The following is a 19414-nucleotide window of genomic DNA, read 5'->3' as shown; positions in this document are numbered from 1 at the left end:
ATATTCATTTTAATTTGAAAAAATTAGGTGAATTAAAGTTCAAAAAACAAACATTCGATTTCCACAACACATGCTACATCAATAAAATCATTTCTCTTTAACATTATACTTAAAAATCTTCAAGAGCTTATATGGCAAAATAAACCGTTCATATTTTACAAATTATATCCCAACAACATTTACATTGAAGTAATGAACCAGTTAGTTAAAATCTTATGATCTAACAGAGGAAATACTTGGAATACTCCATACCTTTATTGAGCATTTTTCTACAATATCTGTTCTTTTCTTCCTCAAAACAAAGCCATGCACAAGTTGGGGAAAATACCTGAGGGATGAAGATCTCTCTTTATCTCTCTTTGTTTTGTCCACAATTTATGCACAACTTTAATTAGTGTCTATTATATTTAACTAATGTGAAACACACTCGGCATAGCTAGAGTGATGAACGTAGATTAAATTTCCTTAAACAAGATGATGTCCCTAAATCCTTATAATAGAATAACTCGTATCACTCATCTTTTTATTGAAATGGCACGAGGCTTCTTAACTGGAAATATCATCATCGGATTTAACATCCAATGGTGTTCGTTTATCCATTTTCACCATGTAATAACTTGCTACGACCAAGGCTAGGAAAACGATCCCGACAACCAAGGAAGTCCGGGTACTGGGATTGAACCACATACCAACCAGAACCATCAGTAAAAAGGCAATTGTTGCATAGTTACTGTAAGGGGCCAACGACATTTTGAACGGATGTTTCTCCTGCTTTAACTTACGAATTTTGCTTAGACCTATACTAACTCCACTTTTTAGTGTCCAAAATATTGACTCAAATCCAATTATTCAATTCATAAATGAGTTATTAAAATCCTTATCTCCTTTAATGAACTAATCTCCTTCAATAAACTAAGCACAATCTCACGTTTGCTCTAGAATTCTTAGGATTTCATAGCCATATCATTACCCATTATCTATAAAAGATTAGCATTACTCCTCAAGGATAGGGGTTTTACTTCTGTATGAGTCATTCCACTTTTTAATGTACGATCGCCCAATGCAGCATTACTAACCAACGGATTTGATAGTAACAATCCAGACACTACAAAAGATGCTATTATTTTTTTCATTTTCTCCCCCGATAAAATCTCTTTTTTATAATTTTAACATCTTTAAGTGACACACATATTTACCTAATTTTACATTATCAATACAAATTAATTCATAAAGTGTGCATAAAATACAAAATAACTAAAATATCCCTACCATTCCCGAAAGGTAGTACTTAAGAGTAAATTCTTCGCTTTTTCTAGTAGTAACAATCCGGTTTTTGGCTCCTCTACATTTTCCATTATAGTATTGTGATATATTCTCCACTCCTTATATTATTTTGTTTTCACTAGCTAAAACTCATTGAGATTATTATATAAATCAAAGTTATGACCTTAATTTGGGTTTTTCCATTTAAGTATATAAACATCTTCATATCCTTAAATTGGGTGGTGTCTAACAAAGGCATATCCCTTACAACTTTATCTGCCTGAATATTTTTCGTGATGTAATTTCCATCCTTGTAGAATTTCTTCCTTGTTTCGTCCAAAACGATCGAGTGAATGAATATAAAGGACATCCCCTTTCCGGATCACCCGTTTTAATAATTGATATTGTTCTCGGTCATCGTAAAGATTTTTTTATTTTCGGCATGTAATGTAACGGGGACAATCGTTAATTTTTGTTGAGGCATTGGAAAAGCACCTCCTTTGATACAAGTATCGTATCAGGAGGTGCTACGTATAGAATATGTACTGTTTAAATAGGGGCTTACCTTTAACCGTAGTTTACGGCCCTCTATCTAACTGTTTACGCTTAAAGATATAAGTTATCCTCTATCCTCCAAAACTCTGTTCGAGTGAGTGGCTAACTCTTATTCGGCGGGAATCCCACCCGCTATATGTAGAGCTATGCTCGATCGCTCTTACAGGCACCGGATGTTGATCCTAACTAGCAGCCGAATCGATGTAAAATTATCGAAACCAAATGCACCTATTCAACGCTTTAACACAATAACTGGAAACCTCAGCTGAGTGGGGTCCTGACCTCAATTTTGTATTTTGTTTGGGAAGTATAATTTTCGCCTGCTAAAAGAAGAATATCTCCAAAATCTTCAAACTCAATCGCTCCTGGAGCAGCTTGGGTTTCAAACGTTATTCCGCCGTGTTGAATTAATTTTTCTCCGTGCATGAGTGGCACACCTTTCACAAAGTTTGCAGTGTAAATGACAACCGCAGGCTCTTCTGTGTATACCTCGACTGTTATTTTCTGGTCAGGACTAATTAATTTGGCTGCAGTTTGATGAAGTCCTGAGCAAATAAGGAAGAATGGATGATCGATTCCTCGAACCTTTTTAACTTCTGCGTCAATTGCTTCAAAGGTTGATTTTAATTTCTTTGGGGTTCGAAAATCATAAGGCGTGCCAATTGTGCTTCGCTTTTCCCCAGTTACCGTGGTATCGTCATTTACTGGTGCAAATTCTTCAGAAAAGATTTGTAAGAAATGATCATCGATTGGATTGCTGGGATGCCCTGTTAAGTTAAAATAGACGTGATTGGTCGGATTAAAAATTGTGTCTTTATCACTAGTTGCTTGATAGCTGACTGACCAAATATTTAAGTTGTCTAATGTATAAGTCACACTTACTTTCAAATTCCCCGGAAAACCATTCTCGCCATCAGGTGAGTGGGTTGAAAAGATGATCGATGCACTTTCATCCGTCTCCTTCACTTCATAATCCCAGATTTTTTCATCGAATCCAGGGTTGCCACCGTGTAATGTATTTCCTAATTGATTTACAGATGTTTGGTAACGTGATTCACCAATTGAAAATTGGCCATTTTTTATTCTTCCAGCGACTCTTCCTATTGTTGCTCCATAATATGTTTCTTTTTTGTAATCCTCAATCGAGTCAAATCCCAATACGATATTATTACGACCCGTTTCCGTTAGGACGAACAGATTGACGATTCTTGCACCAAAGTTTGTAACTTCTATTCTTACTCCATGATCATTTTCTATAGTAAACAGCAAGACTTCATTTCCAAACGAGCTTTGTGATGTTTTCATTTTTTACGGCTCCTCCCTATTAAATTCCTTCATATAAATAAAAGCTATAACACCATGAATTGCACAAAAAGTTCAGCAAACATTTTAATAGTTGAAAAGCCGAAGTAGCAACTTCGGCCTTAAGAAAGGGAATCATATTAGTAAATCAACATGTTCATGATGTGTATGTGTAGATCATAATTACAGAAGTATTTTCCCTTATGCCCCCCTGATTTAAAATGCATGCTTAACTCTCCTATTTGTGTATATCTTCTTTGAATTCTGCTCCAAATCTCATAGGTCTAATTTAAGCACTTTTTCCCTTAGCATGTTTACTTTCTCCAATTTTTTCAATTTCCTCCAAAGTATGACCTCGAGTTTCAGGAACGCATGTCCGGATAAATAAAACACCAAGTAAACAAACAGCACCAAAGATTGCAAAAACAGCTTCTTGAGACATCGAAGCGATCATGATTGGAAATAGCAATCCAACCAAGAAAGAACCAATCCAGTTAAATGATGAAGCTAATCCTGACGCACGCCCGCGAATTACCAGCGGGAAAATTTCTCCAACTATGACCCAAGTTAAAGGAGCCCACGTGAATGAATAAAGTGCTACATAGATACTTAAAAAGACAACCATCATCATCGGATTTGCATTAGGAATTAATAAATTCAATATTGCCGGCAAAATAAAGGATAGCCCCATAATAGTTCCACCTATTGTTAATAAAGTACGGCGATTAAATTTATCAGCAATCATAAGGAATATTAATGAACCTAGTACGAGAATAACCCCTTGAATAATTGGCCACATCAATACTGAGCTGGCTTCATGCCCTGTTGCTTTTTCCACAATCATAGGAATATAATAAAAAATTGCGTTTGCGCCCTGGAATTGTTGAAACGCAGCAACACCCACACCAGCAATTACTAAATAACGGTATTTATTACTTAAAAGTGTACCCCATGATGCTTTTTGATTTACCTTTGCTTCCTCTTTAACAGTTTCTTGAATTTGTGTTATTTCAGAATCAATTTGTTCTTTGTTAGAGCGAATAAATCCCAACACCTTACGAGCTTCATCAATTTTATTGTTTTTAATTAAAAAACGTGGTGATTCGGGTAACCTTGACACTCCAATAAATAAGATCAAAGCAGGTACGGCAGCCAAACTAAGCATCAATCGCCATGCCATTGTTCCTGGTAAGTCTTTCAATAAATAAGCGACAATGTACGAAAGCAACATTCCAGAGACAATCATTGTTTGATTAATTCCTGACAGACGTCCACGTAAACGTGCTGGCGCCATTTCCGACATATAGGCTGGGACCAATGCAGATGCAGCACCAACAGCCAACCCTAATAAAATCCGGGCAACAATCATAAAAAGGATCCCATTATGAGGGGATATTCCTGCCAAAATGGATCCAACAGCAAAAATGATAGAAGATATTAAAATCATTTTGCGCCGTCCTAAACGATCAGAAAGTTGTCCGGCCAGCGCACCTCCAAATATAGCTCCAAACATCAACGAAGAGGTAATCCAGCCAATAGCACCAGGGTTGTTTTGAAGGTTCCAATCATGTTGCAGAAAAGGCAAAGCACCCGTCATAACGCCGATATCATAACCGAAGAGAATGCCTCCAAAAGCCCCAAAAAAATAAATGAATCCACTTGAGATTTTCTTTCCATTAACCATTAAAATTCCCTCCTCAAGGTTTTGAAATTATATTTCCTTAAAAAATCCCACTACTAAAAATTATTTATTAGGATGAATTCTGTGTCGTTATTCTGCTATTAAAACGCTTTCATCTTTTCCCTAAAAACCACGAACACGCTTACGATTAAAGGGACCATACTAATGGTTACCATTTCCAGTCTACAACTTCTGGATTACCTATTTTTTCCCTCCAAGGAAGCACAGCCTCCTTGGAGGGGAGAGACATTACTTAATAACTACGTATTCCAAGCCAACAAGTTTTGCATAGGTTATGATTTGGTCTGTTGTTAAATTCAATGAAACAACTGTATGGTGACCGCCACCATTCTCAAGCCAAGCTTTCACTCCATCTTGGAAGTTTGGCTTCACTTCCCAAAGTACACGGGCCACTGGAAGGTTTGGTGCTGGAACAGTTGGCTCAAATGCAGAAACTTCATTAATCAAAAGTTTATAGTTTGTACCAAAGTCAGCCATGGAAACAACGACACCGTCCCCTGCTTTGCCGTCGAATACTAAGCGAGCTGGATCTTCACGATCACCTATACCTAATGGAGATAGGACAATTTTTGGTTTGTTACTTGCTAAAGATGGGTCGACTTCAAGCATATGTGATTGAAGGATTGATTCTTGTCCAGCAGCTAATTCATATGTGTAATCTTCCATAAAGCCAGTTGATTGGTTATGGCTCATCACTTTCAGTAAGCGATCAAGTGCTGCCGTCTTCCAATCTCCTTCACCCGCAAAGCCATATCCCTGTGCCATCAAACGTTGGACGGCAAGACCAGGAAGTTGTTTCATCCCATATAAATCTTCGAAGTTCGTTGTGAAGGCCGTGTAACCACCATCATCAAGGAAACGTTTAATCGCAATTTCATAGCTTGCCTGTACCTTTACGCTTTTCTCCCAATCTTCCCTACTGTAGGTACCATAATCAAATTCATAAAGGCCTTCGTATTCTGCAAATAAAGCATCAATTTCTTCATCAGTAACCGCATTTACATATTGAACAAGGTCTCCGATTCCAAAATAGTCAACTGTCCACCCAAATTGGATTTGCGCTTCAACCTTATCCCCTTCGGTTACTCCAACGTTACGCATGTTGTCTCCAAAGCGAGCGACCTTAATGTTAAAGCTTTCGTTATAAGCAACCGCTACGTCCATCCATTGTGCAATTTGCTGACGCACTTCAGGGCGCTCCCAATAACCTACAACAACTTTATTTTGTTTTTTCAAACGTGCATTGATAAAACCATATTCACGGTCACCATGAGCGGATTGATTTAGGTTCATAAAGTCCATATCAATCGTTGCCCAAGGAATACTTTCATTGAATTGTGTAGCTAAATGAAGCAATGGTTTTTGTAATAATTTTGTTCCACGAATCCACATTTTTGCAGGTGAGAAAGTATGCATCCAAGTGATGACACCGGCAACTTCGTTACGATAGTTGACTTCTTTCATGATGCTTGTGATTTTATCTGCACTAACAGCTAAATCTTGCAATACAAGTGGATAAGGTAAAATACCGCTTTCATTTAATGCATCGGTTATCGTTTGTGCATGCGCCTTGACCTCTGCTAACGCTTCTTCCCCATATAGATGTTGTGATCCTACGACAAACCAAAATTCCCTTTTTTCTGTTGTTAACATAATAATCCTCTTTTCTTAATCTAATGGTTTAATAATTTGATAGAGTTGATCTTATTTTTGACCGTAATAAGCATATTTTCCATGTTTTCGTAAATAGTGTTTATCCAAAATATTTTGTGGTAATTCTTTTGCAAAATGATTTAATTCCCGTGTAAATAAATTCATTTTCGAAACTTCATCCAACACCACACTATTCATTACGGCGGATTTTGCATCTTTGCCCCAAGTAAACGGACCATGACCATGAAGTAAGACACCAGGAACGGCTAAAATGTCTAACCCACGCTCTTCAAATGTTTCGATGATTAACTTCCCAGTCTCCACTTCGTACCCACGATCAATCTCCTCTTGTGTTAGGTAGCGGGCACATGGGACGGATCCGTAAAATGTGTCTGCATGAGTGGTCCCCATCGCTGGAACATCAAGGCCTGCTTGAGCCCAGATTGTCGCCCAAGTTGAATGAGTATGCACAATGCCGCCGATTTCTTGGTAATACTTATAAAGTACTGCGTGTGTCGCTGTATCTGATGAAGGCCTCATCTCTCCTTCAACAACATTGCCATCTAAATCAACAACAACCATATCACTTGCTTTCATCGTGTCATAATCAACACCACTAGGTTTGATAACAAATAAACCACTTTCACGAGCAATGGCACTTGCATTTCCCCATGTATATTTCACGAGTCCATATTTAGGCAAGTCCAAATTTGCTTGAAATACCTCTTCTTTCAGTTGTTCTAACACGTCAATCCCTCCAGTTTTCCACTCATAACATCAAATTGTCTACAGCGGCCTGCTCAATCACTAAACCCTTCCTGTATCTTTCAATAAATGCTTCAAATCCTTTAACATCTACTTGATCAGGATAAATTTCTTGCCCATCAACCTCTTCGAATACTTTTTTGTCGAGGAAGTCTTCTAAACTTTCTTTTTGATCTTTATTCATCATGTAAGATGCAAGAATCGCCATTCCCCACGCGCCGCCTTCTCCTGCTGTTGACATAACTGATACTGGAGTATTCAATGCAGCGGCAACAATTTTTTGTCCAACAAGAGGAGTTTTAAATAAACCACCATGAGCCAAAATACGATCAATTGCAACATTTTCTTCCTTTGTCAAAATACCCATTCCGATTTTCAAAGCACCGAAAGCAGTAAATAGGTGAGTCCGCATGAAGTTTGCTAAATTGAAATGACTCTCAGGCGAACGAACAAATAATGGTCGCCCTTTTTCTAATCCTGTGATATTTTCACCTGAGAAATAACCGTAGCTAAGCAAACCGCCACCATCTGGATCCGCTTCCAAAGCCTTATTCAACATTACTTCAAATAATTTATTTGTATCAACCTTTTGTCCCATTGCCTCAGAAAATTCACGGAACAATCCCAGCCAAGCATTGAGATCACTTGAACAGTTATTCGCGTGAACCATTCCAACTGGACTTCCGTTTGGTGTAGTTACCAAATCAATTTCTGGATATACTTTTGAAAGTTCTTTCTCTAGTACAATCATGGCAAAAACAGAAGTTCCTACTGATACGTTTCCAGTACGTTTCCTCACACTATTCGTAGCAACCATTCCAGTTCCAGCATCGCCTTCTGGTGGGCAAATTGGAGTGCCTGGTTGTAAATTTCTTGATCTATCCAGGATTTTCGCTCCAATTTCGGTTAATTCACCCGCTTGCTCGCCTGAAATGTATACTTTAGGAAGAATCTCTTTTAGCTTCCAAGGATAACCTTTCGTCGCAATTAAATCGTCAAACTGCTTGACCATTGATTCATTGTAATCTTGCGTTGATTCATCAATTGGGAACATGCCTGAAGCATCTCCAACTCCAATTGCTTTATTACCAGTCAATAACCAGTGAATGTATCCAGCCAAAGTCGTAATACAATCAATGCGAGGCAAATGTTTCTCTTCATTTAATATTGCTTGATAAAGGTGAGCAATACTCCATCGTTCAGGGATATTAAATTGAAATTGATTAGTTAATTCTTTTGCTGCAACACCAGTTGTTGAGTTACGCCAAGTTCGAAACGGAACAAGTAGCTCCCCTGTACTGTCAAAAGCCATATACCCATGCATCATTGCAGAAAATCCAATAGAACCTATCTTTCGAATTGTAATTCCGTAATTTCGTTCAACTTCTTGCTTCATTTCACTATAAGCTGTTTGCAGACCAGTGATAATATCCACTAAGTTGTACGTCCAAATTCCATCTTCCAAGAGGTTCTCCCACTCATAACTTCCAGATGCGATTGTTTCATAACGATTATCAATCAACACCGCTTTAATACGTGTGGATCCAAATTCGATTCCAAGTGAAGTTTCTCCCTCGGTAATCGCTTGTTTATTTTTTAATATAGTGGTTTGCACGTTAATCCCCCTCCTGACAGCGCTTTCAATAAAAGGAGGCGCTTAAATTTATTTACGACCATATTATATTTTTTTGTACGTACATTTGTCAACAGTCAATATTATTTATACTTACAACTTTTAAGAGATATCCTCCATCCTCACCTTAAAATTAGTAATAAAGGAATTTATATGACATAAAACCTAAATGGTAAATAGGCAGAATTTATAACTTTTCAATAATTTATACAAAAAACTCAGGTGATTTGTTTTAATTTATTTAAAATCATGTTAAAATATGTCCGCACAAATATTTTAAGCAAATAAATTAGAATGCAAACAACTATGAAAGAAGTGAGGTTTAATGAAACCAAAGTATCAGGTAATCATTGATGATTTAAAAAATAAAATCCTTACAGGTGAATTTAGTGTAGGGGAACAAATTCCTACTGAAACAGTCATGCAAGAAATGTACAACGTTAGCCGACACACTGTACGAAAGTCCATTTTAGAATTATCAAACGAGGGATTCTTAAGAAGTGAAAAAGGATCTGGCACATATGTTAGTAACCAATATCAATCAAAATATGGTGGCAATTCCAAAAATAAAACGATCGGTGTAATCACGACCTACATTTCTGATTACATTTTCCCTTCTATTATCCGCGGAATTGAAAGAAGATTGAATGAAGATAATTATTCGTTACTATTAGCCAGTACAAATAATGATGTCGAACAAGAAAAAAAAGCCTTGGAAATGATGTTGTCATTTGGCGTGGATGGTTTGATTATTGAACCTACAAAAAGCAATCTTTACAATCCCAACATCGCTTACTACCTATTGTTTAAGGAACAAGAGGTTCCATTCATCATGATCAACGCTTATTATGAAGAATTAGAGGTTCCTTTCTTTTGCCTAGATGATGTGCAGTCAAGCTACCTCGCAACAAAAGAATTGATTTCGAAAGGACACACCCAAATTGGACTCATTTCGAAAATGGATGATTTACAAGGAAAGTATCGAATGAAGGGATATATAAAAGCACTGGGAGAAGCCAAATTACGCTTTCAACCAGAGCAATTGCTTTCGTATACTACAGAAACGAAGCTAGACCTATACACGAACTTGAAAGGGTTCCTAAATGAAAACAGAGACGTGTTGACTGCCATTGTTTGCTATAACGACGAGGTAGGGTTGGAAGTAGCAAATGTATGCAGACAACTTGATATTTCTATTCCCGAACAATTATCAATTATTGGCCAGGACAATTCTTATATTGCGAAAAATGCTAATATCAAACTAACGACATTGACACACCCACAAGAACAAATGGGACATGATGCAGCTGATTGGGTCATTAAGAAATTACAAGGAAAGAAGGATTTACCAAACGAAACCTATTATCAACCAGTGTTAATTGAAGGCGAAACTGTCAAAGAGTTAGAAATACAATAATCTTAGTGTGTGATGCCTGTAGGCTCCATTCCCACAATGGCTGCCTCCAGTTTATTAAATCTTTGAAGGCTTATCCATCCATTTTAATAAACCAGCAAATCCATCTTCATTATTTTCAAATGCAAGTGGGTCTACGACTACAATTCCACGGAAGTTCACTGCTCTAGCCACATGTAATTGTTGGGCAATATCCACTCTAACTACAAGGTGTTTATCGGAAATTCTCTCGATTAGTTGATTTTGTTTTTCTTGCATTTTAAACTTCATATTAGGGTTCCTCCTAAGGTTTTGAGTTAGAGTGGTGTCTTACTCATATCTTACTGAGGAGCCCTATTTTTTTCAAAGCTAAAAAATAACGAACTACAGGAATGGCTGCCTCAGCAACCTCCCTTTTTGAAGTATGCACCTATTAGTTCAGTAAGGGTGTAAGGGTTCTTGGAAGTATTTTAATAAAACAAGTATCATCTAAGGAAATTGGAACAAATATTATAACTGTTCCAAACCAAGTGAGGTGGCTAAACGAACAGAAGAAATTGCTTCTTCGCCAATTATGGCTAATGTAACCTACAACGAGAGAAGTATCTACATCGAGCACGTAGATGAACAAAATGGAACAGCTTCAATCCATTCCCTTGATGAACCAAATAAAAAACAGAGTGTTTCTGTAACCAGCTTAAAAGAACAGTAATTTGTCAATATTTCCTCAATACATTAATAAACTTCCACCTTGGGCTGGTGGTTTCATGTTAGATTAAGTTCATTGACCATCTTCTTTAACAATCTATCCCCTTGTTTAAGTCTACACTATATCTCTTTGCCACCTCTTTCCTGGTGGATTCCTGAAGCTCCCTAGATATAAATAAAGTACAAATATCAAATGATACATACATGCCAACTATAGAGAATTTTGATATGAAATTTGACTCGTCTGCTAGTGACCATATAAGAAGAATTTGGGCATTTACAATAGCTTTATTACAAACTTCAAATGCATATGCTGGGAACCATTCAGGAATGCTGATTTTTGATGAACCTGGGCAGCACAGTATTGTAGTAGTTTTAAGGGGGCTTATAGGCTAAACTATAATTTATCTTTATACTCCCTAACTTCTTATAAAAAGTTAGTCTTTTTGATTCCGATTTCTTGTATTTATTCTATTACTATAATCTCTTTTGATTTCCAGTGAGCATACGCTTCTTTATAATCTTCAGTTATCATGACTATCATGACCTTTGGTCGGCCAAAAACTGTGCCATTTTGCCCAGCGACATCAATTCCTTCTTGCTGCCGTTTTCGAATCCGGTCCCGATCTTCTTCAGCCATCCAGGAAAGAATCTGCAAAACTATATCCGCAATTAACGTCCCCAAACTATATTAAATTAAGTCGTATCCACCATTAATATCTAGTGAATATTCCTGAGGAATCTCGAAACTCTTCCTTGTTCCTCCAAGTATTGAATAACAGTGGCAATGCCCTGTAGATTCTAAAATGACATAGGCATCTGCCCTGCCACTTCTTCAATCTCTTTTAAAAAATCTAAAAAAATGATCTAATTCCGTCAATTGTTAACTAAAGCAGGATCAGTGCTTCTTTTCTATATGGGATGCCACCAGAAAAGCAGATTAACAACGTTAAGGATACTTCTGTGTTAAATCCCAATCTCACAGTATTATAAATAAGAAATTGGGATTTAATATTTAAAAACTACTCCCCTCTTGTTGAATAGGGTTATAATCTAGAAATCTAGTTATCTACTTCTGATGTTATGAAGTAACGCGATTCATGAATATACGGGTTTCATAGTTGGATTCAAGAAGATACATTTGTCACTTATCTTAAATCTTGTCTGTTTTGAAAACATTGGATAAATCGTACTTTGAATCTAATTCCAAACATCCCCAGAACAAAATATCATTTTTAAACGCTATTTGACTAATCAAAGATTGTAATTTCCCTATTATTAATATCTAACACTTCAATCTTCACAATACCACCAAGTTTATGTGACACTAAATCAGCCAATACTTTAAGCGCCATATGAAACTCATCACTTCTTGTTTCATCTATTAATTCAATACAGAGGAATGCATTTTTCGTATTTTCTGTTAGCATCGTCCTCAGAGTTTCACGCCAATTCCAGCATCTGCATATTGCACCGTCATCATCTTTATAAATAACTTCACCTTCATATGGTGAAGCATTTTCATCATTTCCCAACGGGATAAACGGTTCGTTACCATTTGCCTGCGTTAGCCGAATATCGCCTACAAAAGTGTCGATATCTTCTCCGCCACATGGAAGCCCATAACGCAATGAAATTGAATTATAGATGTCAACAAGCGGGTTTATTGTTCCGATATGATTGCCATTTTTCACTCTTTTTAATAAAGCTTCAATGGAGCACCTTGCCCCTTTCTTTGTCTTGAATTTCTGAAAAGCTTCTCGCCAAACAAATATGACTGGATTACTACTGAATTCTTCCATTTTGAGAAATTTATGTGCTTCTTTCTCTGCCTCCCTCAGCAGCTTTTCGTAGAATTCAACGTCCTTTATTGAATTATCAATCCCCTGGCAAATAACGGTGCCTATTTTTGCATGAGGGAATAACGACCAAAAATCATCTTCAATGATAAATCTAGGCATAAAATATCTCTCCATTCATTTTACTTATTGTCTTAGTAGAATCGCTATTTGTTGTGTAACAATACGATAAATTTCATCGTAACATTCTTATGTTTTGGAGGGGCTCGCAAAGACGGAGAATACCCCTAGAACAATATATAAATAACCAGTTACCCGATTCTGTAACTTTGAATTCTTTTTACTACCCAGAATCCGCTTTCTAATACTTGCTGCAAGAACTGCATACAGACCATCACTAATAAAAGCTAGGATAATAAATATAGTTCCTAAAAGTAAAAATTGTATTGTGACTGATCCGGCAGAAGGTGATATGAATTGCGGAAAGAAAGCTAAAAAAAAGAGTGCTGTCTTAGGATTCATTACTTCTACGAGCGCTGATTCGTAAAATATCTTTACTAACTTTTTACGAGGGGCTTTTGGAGTTTCTAAAGTCGCTCTATCAGATGTAGCAAATAAAGTCTTACACCCCAGATAGATAAGATAAGCAGCACCCAAGTATTTAACGATATTAAAGGCTGTTGCTGATGTCATAAGGATCGCAGAAACTCCAATGGCTCCAGCTAAAACGTGAACAGAACCACCAAGGGATACACCAAGAACTGATACTAGGCCCGCTTTCTTCCCTTGATCTATACTTCTTGCCATAATATACAACACAGCTGGTCCAGGTATTATTAACAATGTAGCTGCAGTAATTACAAATAGCCAAATATTTGAAAACTCCATTAAAAGCAACTCCTTGTTGTATTTTTGCACATGATTTGATTGGGCTCCTCCTTGAATGGTGAAAGCAAGGTTACACTTTTTTAAGGTTCGCTTTCATCAAGGAGGCGATTTGTTACTCATTTAGAAAAGGATTCTGTTCCAACTGTTTTTTTAATGAGCTCTTGACTGTGTAAGGAATGGTTTTGACTTACCTTTACTTTCCCTTAAAAAGTGATAAACACCATTTTTGCTTTTAGGGGTGCCACCCAAAACGTAATAATGAGGCCAATCATTTAATTAACCCTTTCCGTTGCTCACGCATCCATTGAGCAACCTGAAATTCCCTAGGTTCATTTGATTTTTCAAGCTCTGTAATAATCGCTTTGTAATCGGTGTTATTACGATTCTGACTCATTTTGGCTGCAGCTTGAATAGATGTGATTTCAATTTCAAAACCCACTATTCCTTTCATTTCACTCTTAAGCAACTCTGGATCAAACGTTTCCCAGGTTCGACCATTTTCTCGGTGAGACTCATAGTGTTTAAGCATAGTATCCAAAGAGGATTTCAGCTCGTCTTCAGTGATTACACGTACTGATCCATACGCATGTACGGCTAGATAGTCCCATGTAGGAACCTCTTCGCACTGATACCAACTTGATGAAATGTAAGCGTGCGGCCCTTGAAAAATGAGTAACACATCGCTATTATTGTCTAAAGTTTTTTTCTGCATGTTTCCGTATGCAATGTGCCCAGTCGCATAGATTTTCCCTTCATCTTCCCGAATTTCCAAAGGAATATGCGTAGCCAAGGGACGATGTTCATCAACAGTAATCATTAAGGCAAATGGGTTAGACTTCATCATTTGAACTGCTTCTTCATTTTTCATACGATATTGCTTAGGTATGTACACAATAATCATCCTTTCAACTTGTATTTGAGTTTTTAAAAATATAAGCATTAAAAATAAATATCCGATAGAAAAATAATATTATACAAATTGACATGAAAAAAGGTACAATAATAAAAAAATATACATGTCAGAGGGAATGCAAATGAATAATACCATTTTTACTTTTAATGATAACTCCCCAAAATACAAACAAATCTACGAGAAATTTAAATATATATTGAACAAGGAGACATTTTGGCGAATGAGCAATTACCCTCCATTCGTCAACTTGCAGATTCCTTACATGTAAGCCGTAATACAACTTTACTGGCATATGAACAACTTGTTGCTGAAGGGTATATTCGTGGAGAGGGCAGAAAAGGTTATTTTGCAAATGAGTTAGAACCGCTAATATTTCAGGAGCCATTAACCTCTTATAATAAAAAGCAGACTGAGTCCAAGAAACCTCCGGTAGTTAATTTCAGGGCAGATGCCGTTGATCAAGCACATTTCCCACTAAAAATTTGGAGGAGAATTGCTAATCAAGTATTAACATTACAGGATAGCTTTCGATACGGAGAACCATTTGGGGAAGAATGCCTGCGCGAACAAATCTCCACATATTTATTTCAATCACGCGGAGTGAAAACAAATGCAAATGCAATTATTATCGGAAGCAGTACCCAACAAATGCTTGTATACCTTGGACATATACTGAAGGATGAATTCCAGAGTATTATAGTTGAAGACCCTGGTTACGACGGTGCTAGGGAAGCCTTTCAATTCCATCGTTTTATGTTTGAAACTTTGCCTGTTTATGAAACAGGTGCTGAGCTTGCACAATTAGAACAAATGAAATCACGATTAATCTATGTAACCCCTTCCCATCAAAGTCCAATTGGAGTAAGCATGTCTATTCAACAACGGCAAATGCTTATTCATTGGGTTAACAAGATGCGTGGATATATTATAGAAGACGATTATGATAGTGAATTTCGCTATACACAAAAACCATTTCCTGCTCTTGCCTCCATTGATTCAGCAAGAGTCATTTATTTAGGGAATTTCTCGAAGTCCTTTCTTCCAGGAATTCGTTTAAGTTATATGGTCTTGCCACAGCCATTATTAAATCGTTTTAAAAATCAGTTTCTTCATTTTGAAGCTACTACCTCCCTTCTTAGCCAGCTTACAATGGCCAAACTAATGGAAGAGGGAGAATGGAGTCGACATATAAAACGAATGCGCCTTGTTTATAAAAGAAAAATGCAGCACTTAGTATCCGCATTACAAGAGCAATTCGCTCAAAATATATCCATTATTGGTGAACAATCTGGTCTGTACGTATTAGTCAAAGTACATCTGAAGCATTCAGAAGAATGGTTAATTCAACAAGCTTCCTTTCATGGTGTTACGGTGTATCCTACGTCCCTCTACTTCATTAAAAATAACACCGACGGACCAATGGTTAAACTAGGTTTCAGTAATCTTTCTTCAAATGAAATTGATGTGGGTGTGAAACTCTTAAAGAAGGCATGGTTAAAAGAATAACTCCACAATTTTTTGAACAAACGGATTGTAGGTGTTTTATCCTGTTTTATTTGAGTTGTTTGGTGTTGCAAAAATATTCTTCATAGGGACCTTAAAAATCTCTAGCCTTATTAGTTATTGGATTTGGAGCAAGATTTACATTTTTATCATGGAAACACTTCTACGGGGACAGCTTATGGAATATGGACGGGAATTGGTGCGTCAGGTGGAGCAATATTTGGAATGATTTTATACGGAGATTCTAAAGATTGGAAGAGCTAGTTTTTATTAGGATGGCATTAAGTGCAACTGGAGGTCTAAAACTTGTTTCTTAATAAATAAATTGAAGGATAATTTAAAGCCTAATTTCCATCTAAAATTAGGCTTAATTATTTAACAAATCTACCACATTAGTTGAACAAGACAAAGTCGAATAACTTTTATTTTTGTAAATTTTTCTTCATAAGAGATGCTACTTGTATATTATCTTGTTGAGAAGTGTTTTCTAGATGCTTAATAATTAATTCTTGACGTTCCACAGGGTGATTTTGACTTAATTTAGATTTCGCTTCAATTTTTGTGATTTTTATTTTAAATGCTACAATCCCTTTACTCATTCCTTCGATAAATCTGGAATCTACATCCTTTAAATTGTATGGGCTATCTGGACTTTCATATTTGTTTACCAGATCATTTAGAGAATCGAATATGACTTTTTGATCTTCGACAATCTCCATCTTTCCATATACATGGATAGACACATAATTCCAAGTAGGAACTGCCTTCGTTGTTTCATACCAAGACGGAGATATATAACAGTGAGGACCTTGGAAAACCGCAAGAACTTGTTGGTATTCTATTTCCTTCCATTGTTCGTTTGGGCGGGCAAAATGACCATATAAAGCACTTTCACCTTTATTTAATTTGAGTGGAAGATGGGTAGCGTATGGTTCTCCATTGTGTTGAGAAAATAAAGTGGCAAAGCTGTACTTTTCGATAAAATCATAAATTTTTTCTTCATCCTTGAGTTGAAAATGGTTAGGTATATACATGATTTAGCTCCTCCTTGATAAAGCCTTTGTAATTTGCGGCTATCTCAAATTTTAAGTATTTTATGAAATATTTTATAATGTAAACTGACATCTAAAAAGGAACAATTATTAATAATTTAACATGTCAACGGAGATTACAATTTTTCAAACAACAGATATATTTGAAGTTGCAAAGCAAGAGAACACTCCTAAGACATCTGCCGATCTTGATCGTATTCTTTGTTCCGAAAATACTAAAGCTCTACTTACACTTATAAATCAAGTGGTGAAGTAAACTTGAATATAAATTCCATCCTATGGATGGGGACAATTATGAGTTTATAATTCGTTTGCCTTTTAATGGAACAAAATATGAAACTGGAAGTATAATGATATTAGCAGTACTAACAACTTCAACAACAAAATAAGCTATTACTATATTCTAATACCAAGTTGATCCACTCTTCACTGTTAAGTAATCACATACACAACAAGTTTTACAAGCAAAGTAACTTAAAAACAAGTCTGATGACATCAGACTTGTTTTTTATTAGGTATAATAAAAAAATATTTCGAAAGGAATGAAGCCGAAGGTTGATGACCACCAGCTTACCTCTCTACTTCATGAAAGAACTCTAATAAACTATCTAAACCTTCAGAGTGTTTGATACTAAAGCTCTTACGATATGGTTTTCCTTTATCTAAATATGCTTGGACCTGACTTTCCCGTTTTAAAAATCCAGACCAATGAATAAATTCATACTCTATCTCCGCCTAAAATATTAAAATAGCCGGTATCCCCTAATGGCTCCTTGTAATGTCATAGGTCCGCTTGTTAAACGGGATCGTTGTCCCAACTAGGCCTGAAACATGTTTATACAAGTAGGGGATGAACAGTTTAGCTGACGGATTAAGTCCGGCGGGTAGAACGTTCTACCCCGAATACAGTTATAATATGACCCTATAGAAAAAAGTCAACCAGAATATCCGGCAAATCTTATGACGAACTCGTGCAATAGCTTCAAGAACCGAGCTGTCTTTTAAGGCTGTCACTTTAGGAGTTATTTTGCACTTATTTTTGCTTTCAAATCAAAAATAAGTGTGTTCAGAAAAATTAGAAACTTATTTATGAACCAAAATAACAGATTGCTAATGGTGTTTTTTTTATCCAGCAATCAGGTCAAAATGTGGAATAATTCCATCAAATAAAGTAACTTAATAACTAGATTATTTTATTGGAAGCATACAGATAGCAAATAATTATTTTCATTAGAAAGGATTGAAATAGTATCGAACTAAGACATTTAGAATATTTTTTAATGGTCAGTAAAGAACTACACTTTACAAAAGCAGCTGAAAAATTAGGTATTTCGCAACCAACTTTAAGCCATCAAATTAAAATGCTAGAACAAGATGTAGGCTATGCACTTTTTAACCGTATTGGTAAGAAGATAGAGCTTACTAAGGTGGGAGCAATTGTACAACAAGAAGCATTGAATATTCAAAATTCCTTACAAAGTATATCTTCTCAAATTAAAGCCCTTACAAAAGTAGAAATCGGGGAATTGAAAATTGCTGTGTTACCAGGAGAAATAACTGATTTGGTAGCTACTTGTGCATTAAATTTAACCAATTATATCCGAACATAAAAGTGTTTGTTCAAAGTACGGATCAAGTGGAAAAGGCTGTTTTAGAGAATCAAGCTGATTTTGGTATTGGTTTTGAATTCAATCGCAATGATATGTTGCTGGTAACGAAGTTGTATAATGAAGAATTTTACCTGATTAGTAATCAAAGTAATGAAGATCAGAAGGTTTCATTTTCCGATGTTTTAGACAGTACTCTTATTTTATTTCCAAATATCCATCAATGCAGAAAAATACTTGATAAAACGAGTATTGAGGTTGGCAGGCAGTTAGAACCTATTGTCGAAACGTCTAGCATTGAATCTATCTTGAAGCTCGTTCGAAATGGGGTTGGCCGCAGTTTTGTTTCGCGTACATTATATGAATTTTATGATACTGAGGATTTATTTTTCCAACGTATTGAAAAACCATCTTTGACTAGAGCTGTTTATCTCGTGATGAAAAAGAATTGTTTTATCAATTATGCAGCACGTAAGTATATTAAGTTATTATTATGTGAAATCGAAAGGCTACGTTTTCATACAGAAAAAGATGAAATAACTTCTTTGAAACGTTCTATATTATAGTTTTTATCTATTATTATCATAGAAATGAAGGAATAGATAAATGATAAATTCCTCTTTACAATGAATACAAGTTCATGAGGACGAGAACTATCAAATTGTAAAGGGGATTTCC

The 19414-nt window shown here is 36.2% G+C and carries 14 protein-coding genes and 6 pseudogenes; 6 read left to right on the top strand and 14 right to left on the bottom strand.

Annotation, left to right across the window (positions count from 1 at the left end):
• Positions 1 to 546: 546 nt before the first annotated feature.
• From ACFWE9_RS13665 to ACFWE9_RS13635, 7 genes and pseudogenes are all read right to left on the bottom strand, one after another.
• A pseudogene (locus tag ACFWE9_RS13665) lies at positions 547 to 765 on the bottom strand (amino acid permease); the annotation flags it as partial.
• A 724-nt stretch (positions 766 to 1489) separates the two neighbouring features.
• Positions 1490 to 1649: pseudogene (locus ACFWE9_RS13660) on the bottom strand (recombinase family protein); the annotation flags it as partial.
• Between the two features lie 430 nt (positions 1650 to 2079).
• Entirely contained in the window at positions 2080 to 3123 is a 1044-nt protein-coding gene (locus ACFWE9_RS13655; RefSeq protein WP_377357208.1) for an aldose epimerase family protein, read from the bottom strand.
• Positions 3124 to 3409: 286 nt separating this feature from the next.
• Complete coding sequence (locus ACFWE9_RS13650; RefSeq protein WP_377357206.1) at positions 3410 to 4804, bottom strand: sugar porter family MFS transporter; 1395 nt, start codon at positions 4802 to 4804, stop codon at positions 3410 to 3412.
• 246 nt (positions 4805 to 5050) lie between these two features.
• On the bottom strand, positions 5051 to 6475 hold the full coding sequence (gene araA, locus ACFWE9_RS13645; RefSeq protein ID WP_377357204.1) for an L-arabinose isomerase: 1425 nt from the start codon (positions 6473 to 6475) through the stop codon (positions 5051 to 5053).
• Between the two features lie 51 nt (positions 6476 to 6526).
• Positions 6527 to 7222, bottom strand: a complete 696-nt coding sequence (locus ACFWE9_RS13640; protein ID WP_230155460.1) for an L-ribulose-5-phosphate 4-epimerase — start codon at positions 7220 to 7222, stop codon at positions 6527 to 6529.
• A gap of 22 nt (positions 7223 to 7244) precedes the next feature.
• The gene (locus tag ACFWE9_RS13635; RefSeq protein WP_230155458.1) at positions 7245 to 8855 is read right to left on the bottom strand and encodes a xylulokinase; all 1611 of its coding nucleotides are present in this window, start codon (positions 8853 to 8855) and stop codon (positions 7245 to 7247) included.
• Between the two features lie 343 nt (positions 8856 to 9198).
• Between ACFWE9_RS13635 and ACFWE9_RS13630 the strand changes: the two genes are divergently transcribed.
• A complete protein-coding gene (locus ACFWE9_RS13630; RefSeq protein WP_230155456.1) occupies positions 9199 to 10290 on the top strand; it encodes a GntR family transcriptional regulator in 1092 nt (363 codons plus the stop codon).
• A gap of 14 nt (positions 10291 to 10304) precedes the next feature.
• Here the strand turns inward: ACFWE9_RS13630 and ACFWE9_RS13625 are convergent.
• A pseudogene (locus ACFWE9_RS13625) lies at positions 10305 to 10557 on the bottom strand (IS110 family RNA-guided transposase); the annotation flags it as partial.
• Positions 10558 to 10801: 244 nt separating this feature from the next.
• Here ACFWE9_RS13625 and ACFWE9_RS13620 point away from each other — a divergent pair.
• Positions 10802 to 10978 (top strand): small acid-soluble spore protein H, encoded by a 177-nt coding sequence (locus ACFWE9_RS13620; protein ID WP_377357201.1) that lies wholly within the window; start codon positions 10802 to 10804, stop codon positions 10976 to 10978.
• Between the two features lie 462 nt (positions 10979 to 11440).
• On the opposite strand, the gene ACFWE9_RS13615 is transcribed toward ACFWE9_RS13620, so the two are convergent.
• The 4 genes from ACFWE9_RS13615 to ACFWE9_RS13600 form a co-directional block, all read right to left on the bottom strand.
• The gene (locus ACFWE9_RS13615) at positions 11441 to 11632 is read right to left on the bottom strand and encodes a hypothetical protein (protein ID WP_377357199.1); all 192 of its coding nucleotides are present in this window, start codon (positions 11630 to 11632) and stop codon (positions 11441 to 11443) included.
• Between the two features lie 592 nt (positions 11633 to 12224).
• Positions 12225 to 12935 (bottom strand): B3/B4 domain-containing protein, encoded by a 711-nt coding sequence (locus ACFWE9_RS13610; protein ID WP_377357197.1) that lies wholly within the window; start codon positions 12933 to 12935, stop codon positions 12225 to 12227.
• A gap of 87 nt (positions 12936 to 13022) precedes the next feature.
• Entirely contained in the window at positions 13023 to 13661 is a 639-nt protein-coding gene (locus ACFWE9_RS13605; RefSeq protein ID WP_230155450.1) for a LysE family translocator, read from the bottom strand.
• Positions 13662 to 13929: 268 nt separating this feature from the next.
• Positions 13930 to 14562, bottom strand: coding sequence for an FMN-binding negative transcriptional regulator (locus ACFWE9_RS13600; protein WP_230156115.1), 633 nt, complete (start codon positions 14560 to 14562; stop codon positions 13930 to 13932).
• Between the two features lie 133 nt (positions 14563 to 14695).
• Here ACFWE9_RS13600 and pdxR point away from each other — a divergent pair.
• Positions 14696 to 16080 (top strand): annotated as a pseudogene (pdxR, locus tag ACFWE9_RS13595) (MocR-like pyridoxine biosynthesis transcription factor PdxR).
• 95 nt (positions 16081 to 16175) lie between these two features.
• Positions 16176 to 16394: pseudogene (locus tag ACFWE9_RS13590) on the top strand (DMT family transporter); the annotation flags it as partial.
• Between the two features lie 105 nt (positions 16395 to 16499).
• On the opposite strand, the gene ACFWE9_RS13585 reads toward ACFWE9_RS13590, so the two are convergent.
• Positions 16500 to 17111, bottom strand: a complete 612-nt coding sequence (locus ACFWE9_RS13585; RefSeq protein ID WP_377357195.1) for an FMN-binding negative transcriptional regulator — start codon at positions 17109 to 17111, stop codon at positions 16500 to 16502.
• A 594-nt stretch (positions 17112 to 17705) separates the two neighbouring features.
• Positions 17706 to 17851: pseudogene (locus ACFWE9_RS13580) on the bottom strand (IS110 family transposase); the annotation flags it as partial.
• Positions 17852 to 18409: 558 nt separating this feature from the next.
• Here ACFWE9_RS13580 and ACFWE9_RS13575 point away from each other — a divergent pair.
• Both ACFWE9_RS13575 and ACFWE9_RS13570 read left to right on the top strand, forming a co-directional pair.
• Positions 18410 to 18739, top strand: a complete 330-nt coding sequence (locus ACFWE9_RS13575; protein ID WP_377357193.1) for a LysR family transcriptional regulator — start codon at positions 18410 to 18412, stop codon at positions 18737 to 18739.
• A 26-nt stretch (positions 18740 to 18765) separates the two neighbouring features.
• Positions 18766 to 19302 (top strand): LysR family transcriptional regulator substrate-binding protein, encoded by a 537-nt coding sequence (locus ACFWE9_RS13570; RefSeq protein WP_377357191.1) that lies wholly within the window; start codon positions 18766 to 18768, stop codon positions 19300 to 19302.
• The last annotated feature ends 112 nt before the right edge of the window (positions 19303 to 19414 follow it).

Origin of the sequence: Peribacillus sp. NPDC060253 (genome assembly GCF_042727425.1) — a bacterium.
Taxonomy (GTDB): Bacteria; Bacillota; Bacilli; order Bacillales; family DSM-1321; genus Peribacillus.
This window is presented reverse-complemented; position numbering and strand designations above follow the sequence as displayed.

What these genes read in the sequence shown, in the direction of transcription:
- ACFWE9_RS13655 (WP_377357208.1), bottom strand. Translation starts at nt 3,123, where the DNA reads ATGAAAACATCACAAAGCTCGTTTGGAAATGAAGTCTTGCTGTTTACT.
- ACFWE9_RS13650 (WP_377357206.1), bottom strand. Translation starts at nt 4,804, where the DNA reads ATGGTTAATGGAAAGAAAATCTCAAGTGGATTCATTTATTTTTTTGGG.
- araA (WP_377357204.1), bottom strand. Translation starts at nt 6,475, where the DNA reads ATGTTAACAACAGAAAAAAGGGAATTTTGGTTTGTCGTAGGATCACAA.
- ACFWE9_RS13630 (WP_230155456.1), top strand. Translation starts at nt 9,199, where the DNA reads ATGAAACCAAAGTATCAGGTAATCATTGATGATTTAAAAAATAAAATC.
- ACFWE9_RS13610 (WP_377357197.1), bottom strand. Translation starts at nt 12,935, where the DNA reads ATGCCTAGATTTATCATTGAAGATGATTTTTGGTCGTTATTCCCTCAT.
- ACFWE9_RS13605 (WP_230155450.1), bottom strand. Translation starts at nt 13,661, where the DNA reads ATGGAGTTTTCAAATATTTGGCTATTTGTAATTACTGCAGCTACATTG.
- ACFWE9_RS13600 (WP_230156115.1), bottom strand. Translation starts at nt 14,562, where the DNA reads ATGATTATTGTGTACATACCTAAGCAATATCGTATGAAAAATGAAGAA.
- ACFWE9_RS13585 (WP_377357195.1), bottom strand. Translation starts at nt 17,111, where the DNA reads ATGTATATACCTAACCATTTTCAACTCAAGGATGAAGAAAAAATTTAT.
- ACFWE9_RS13575 (WP_377357193.1), top strand. Translation starts at nt 18,410, where the DNA reads ATGGTCAGTAAAGAACTACACTTTACAAAAGCAGCTGAAAAATTAGGT.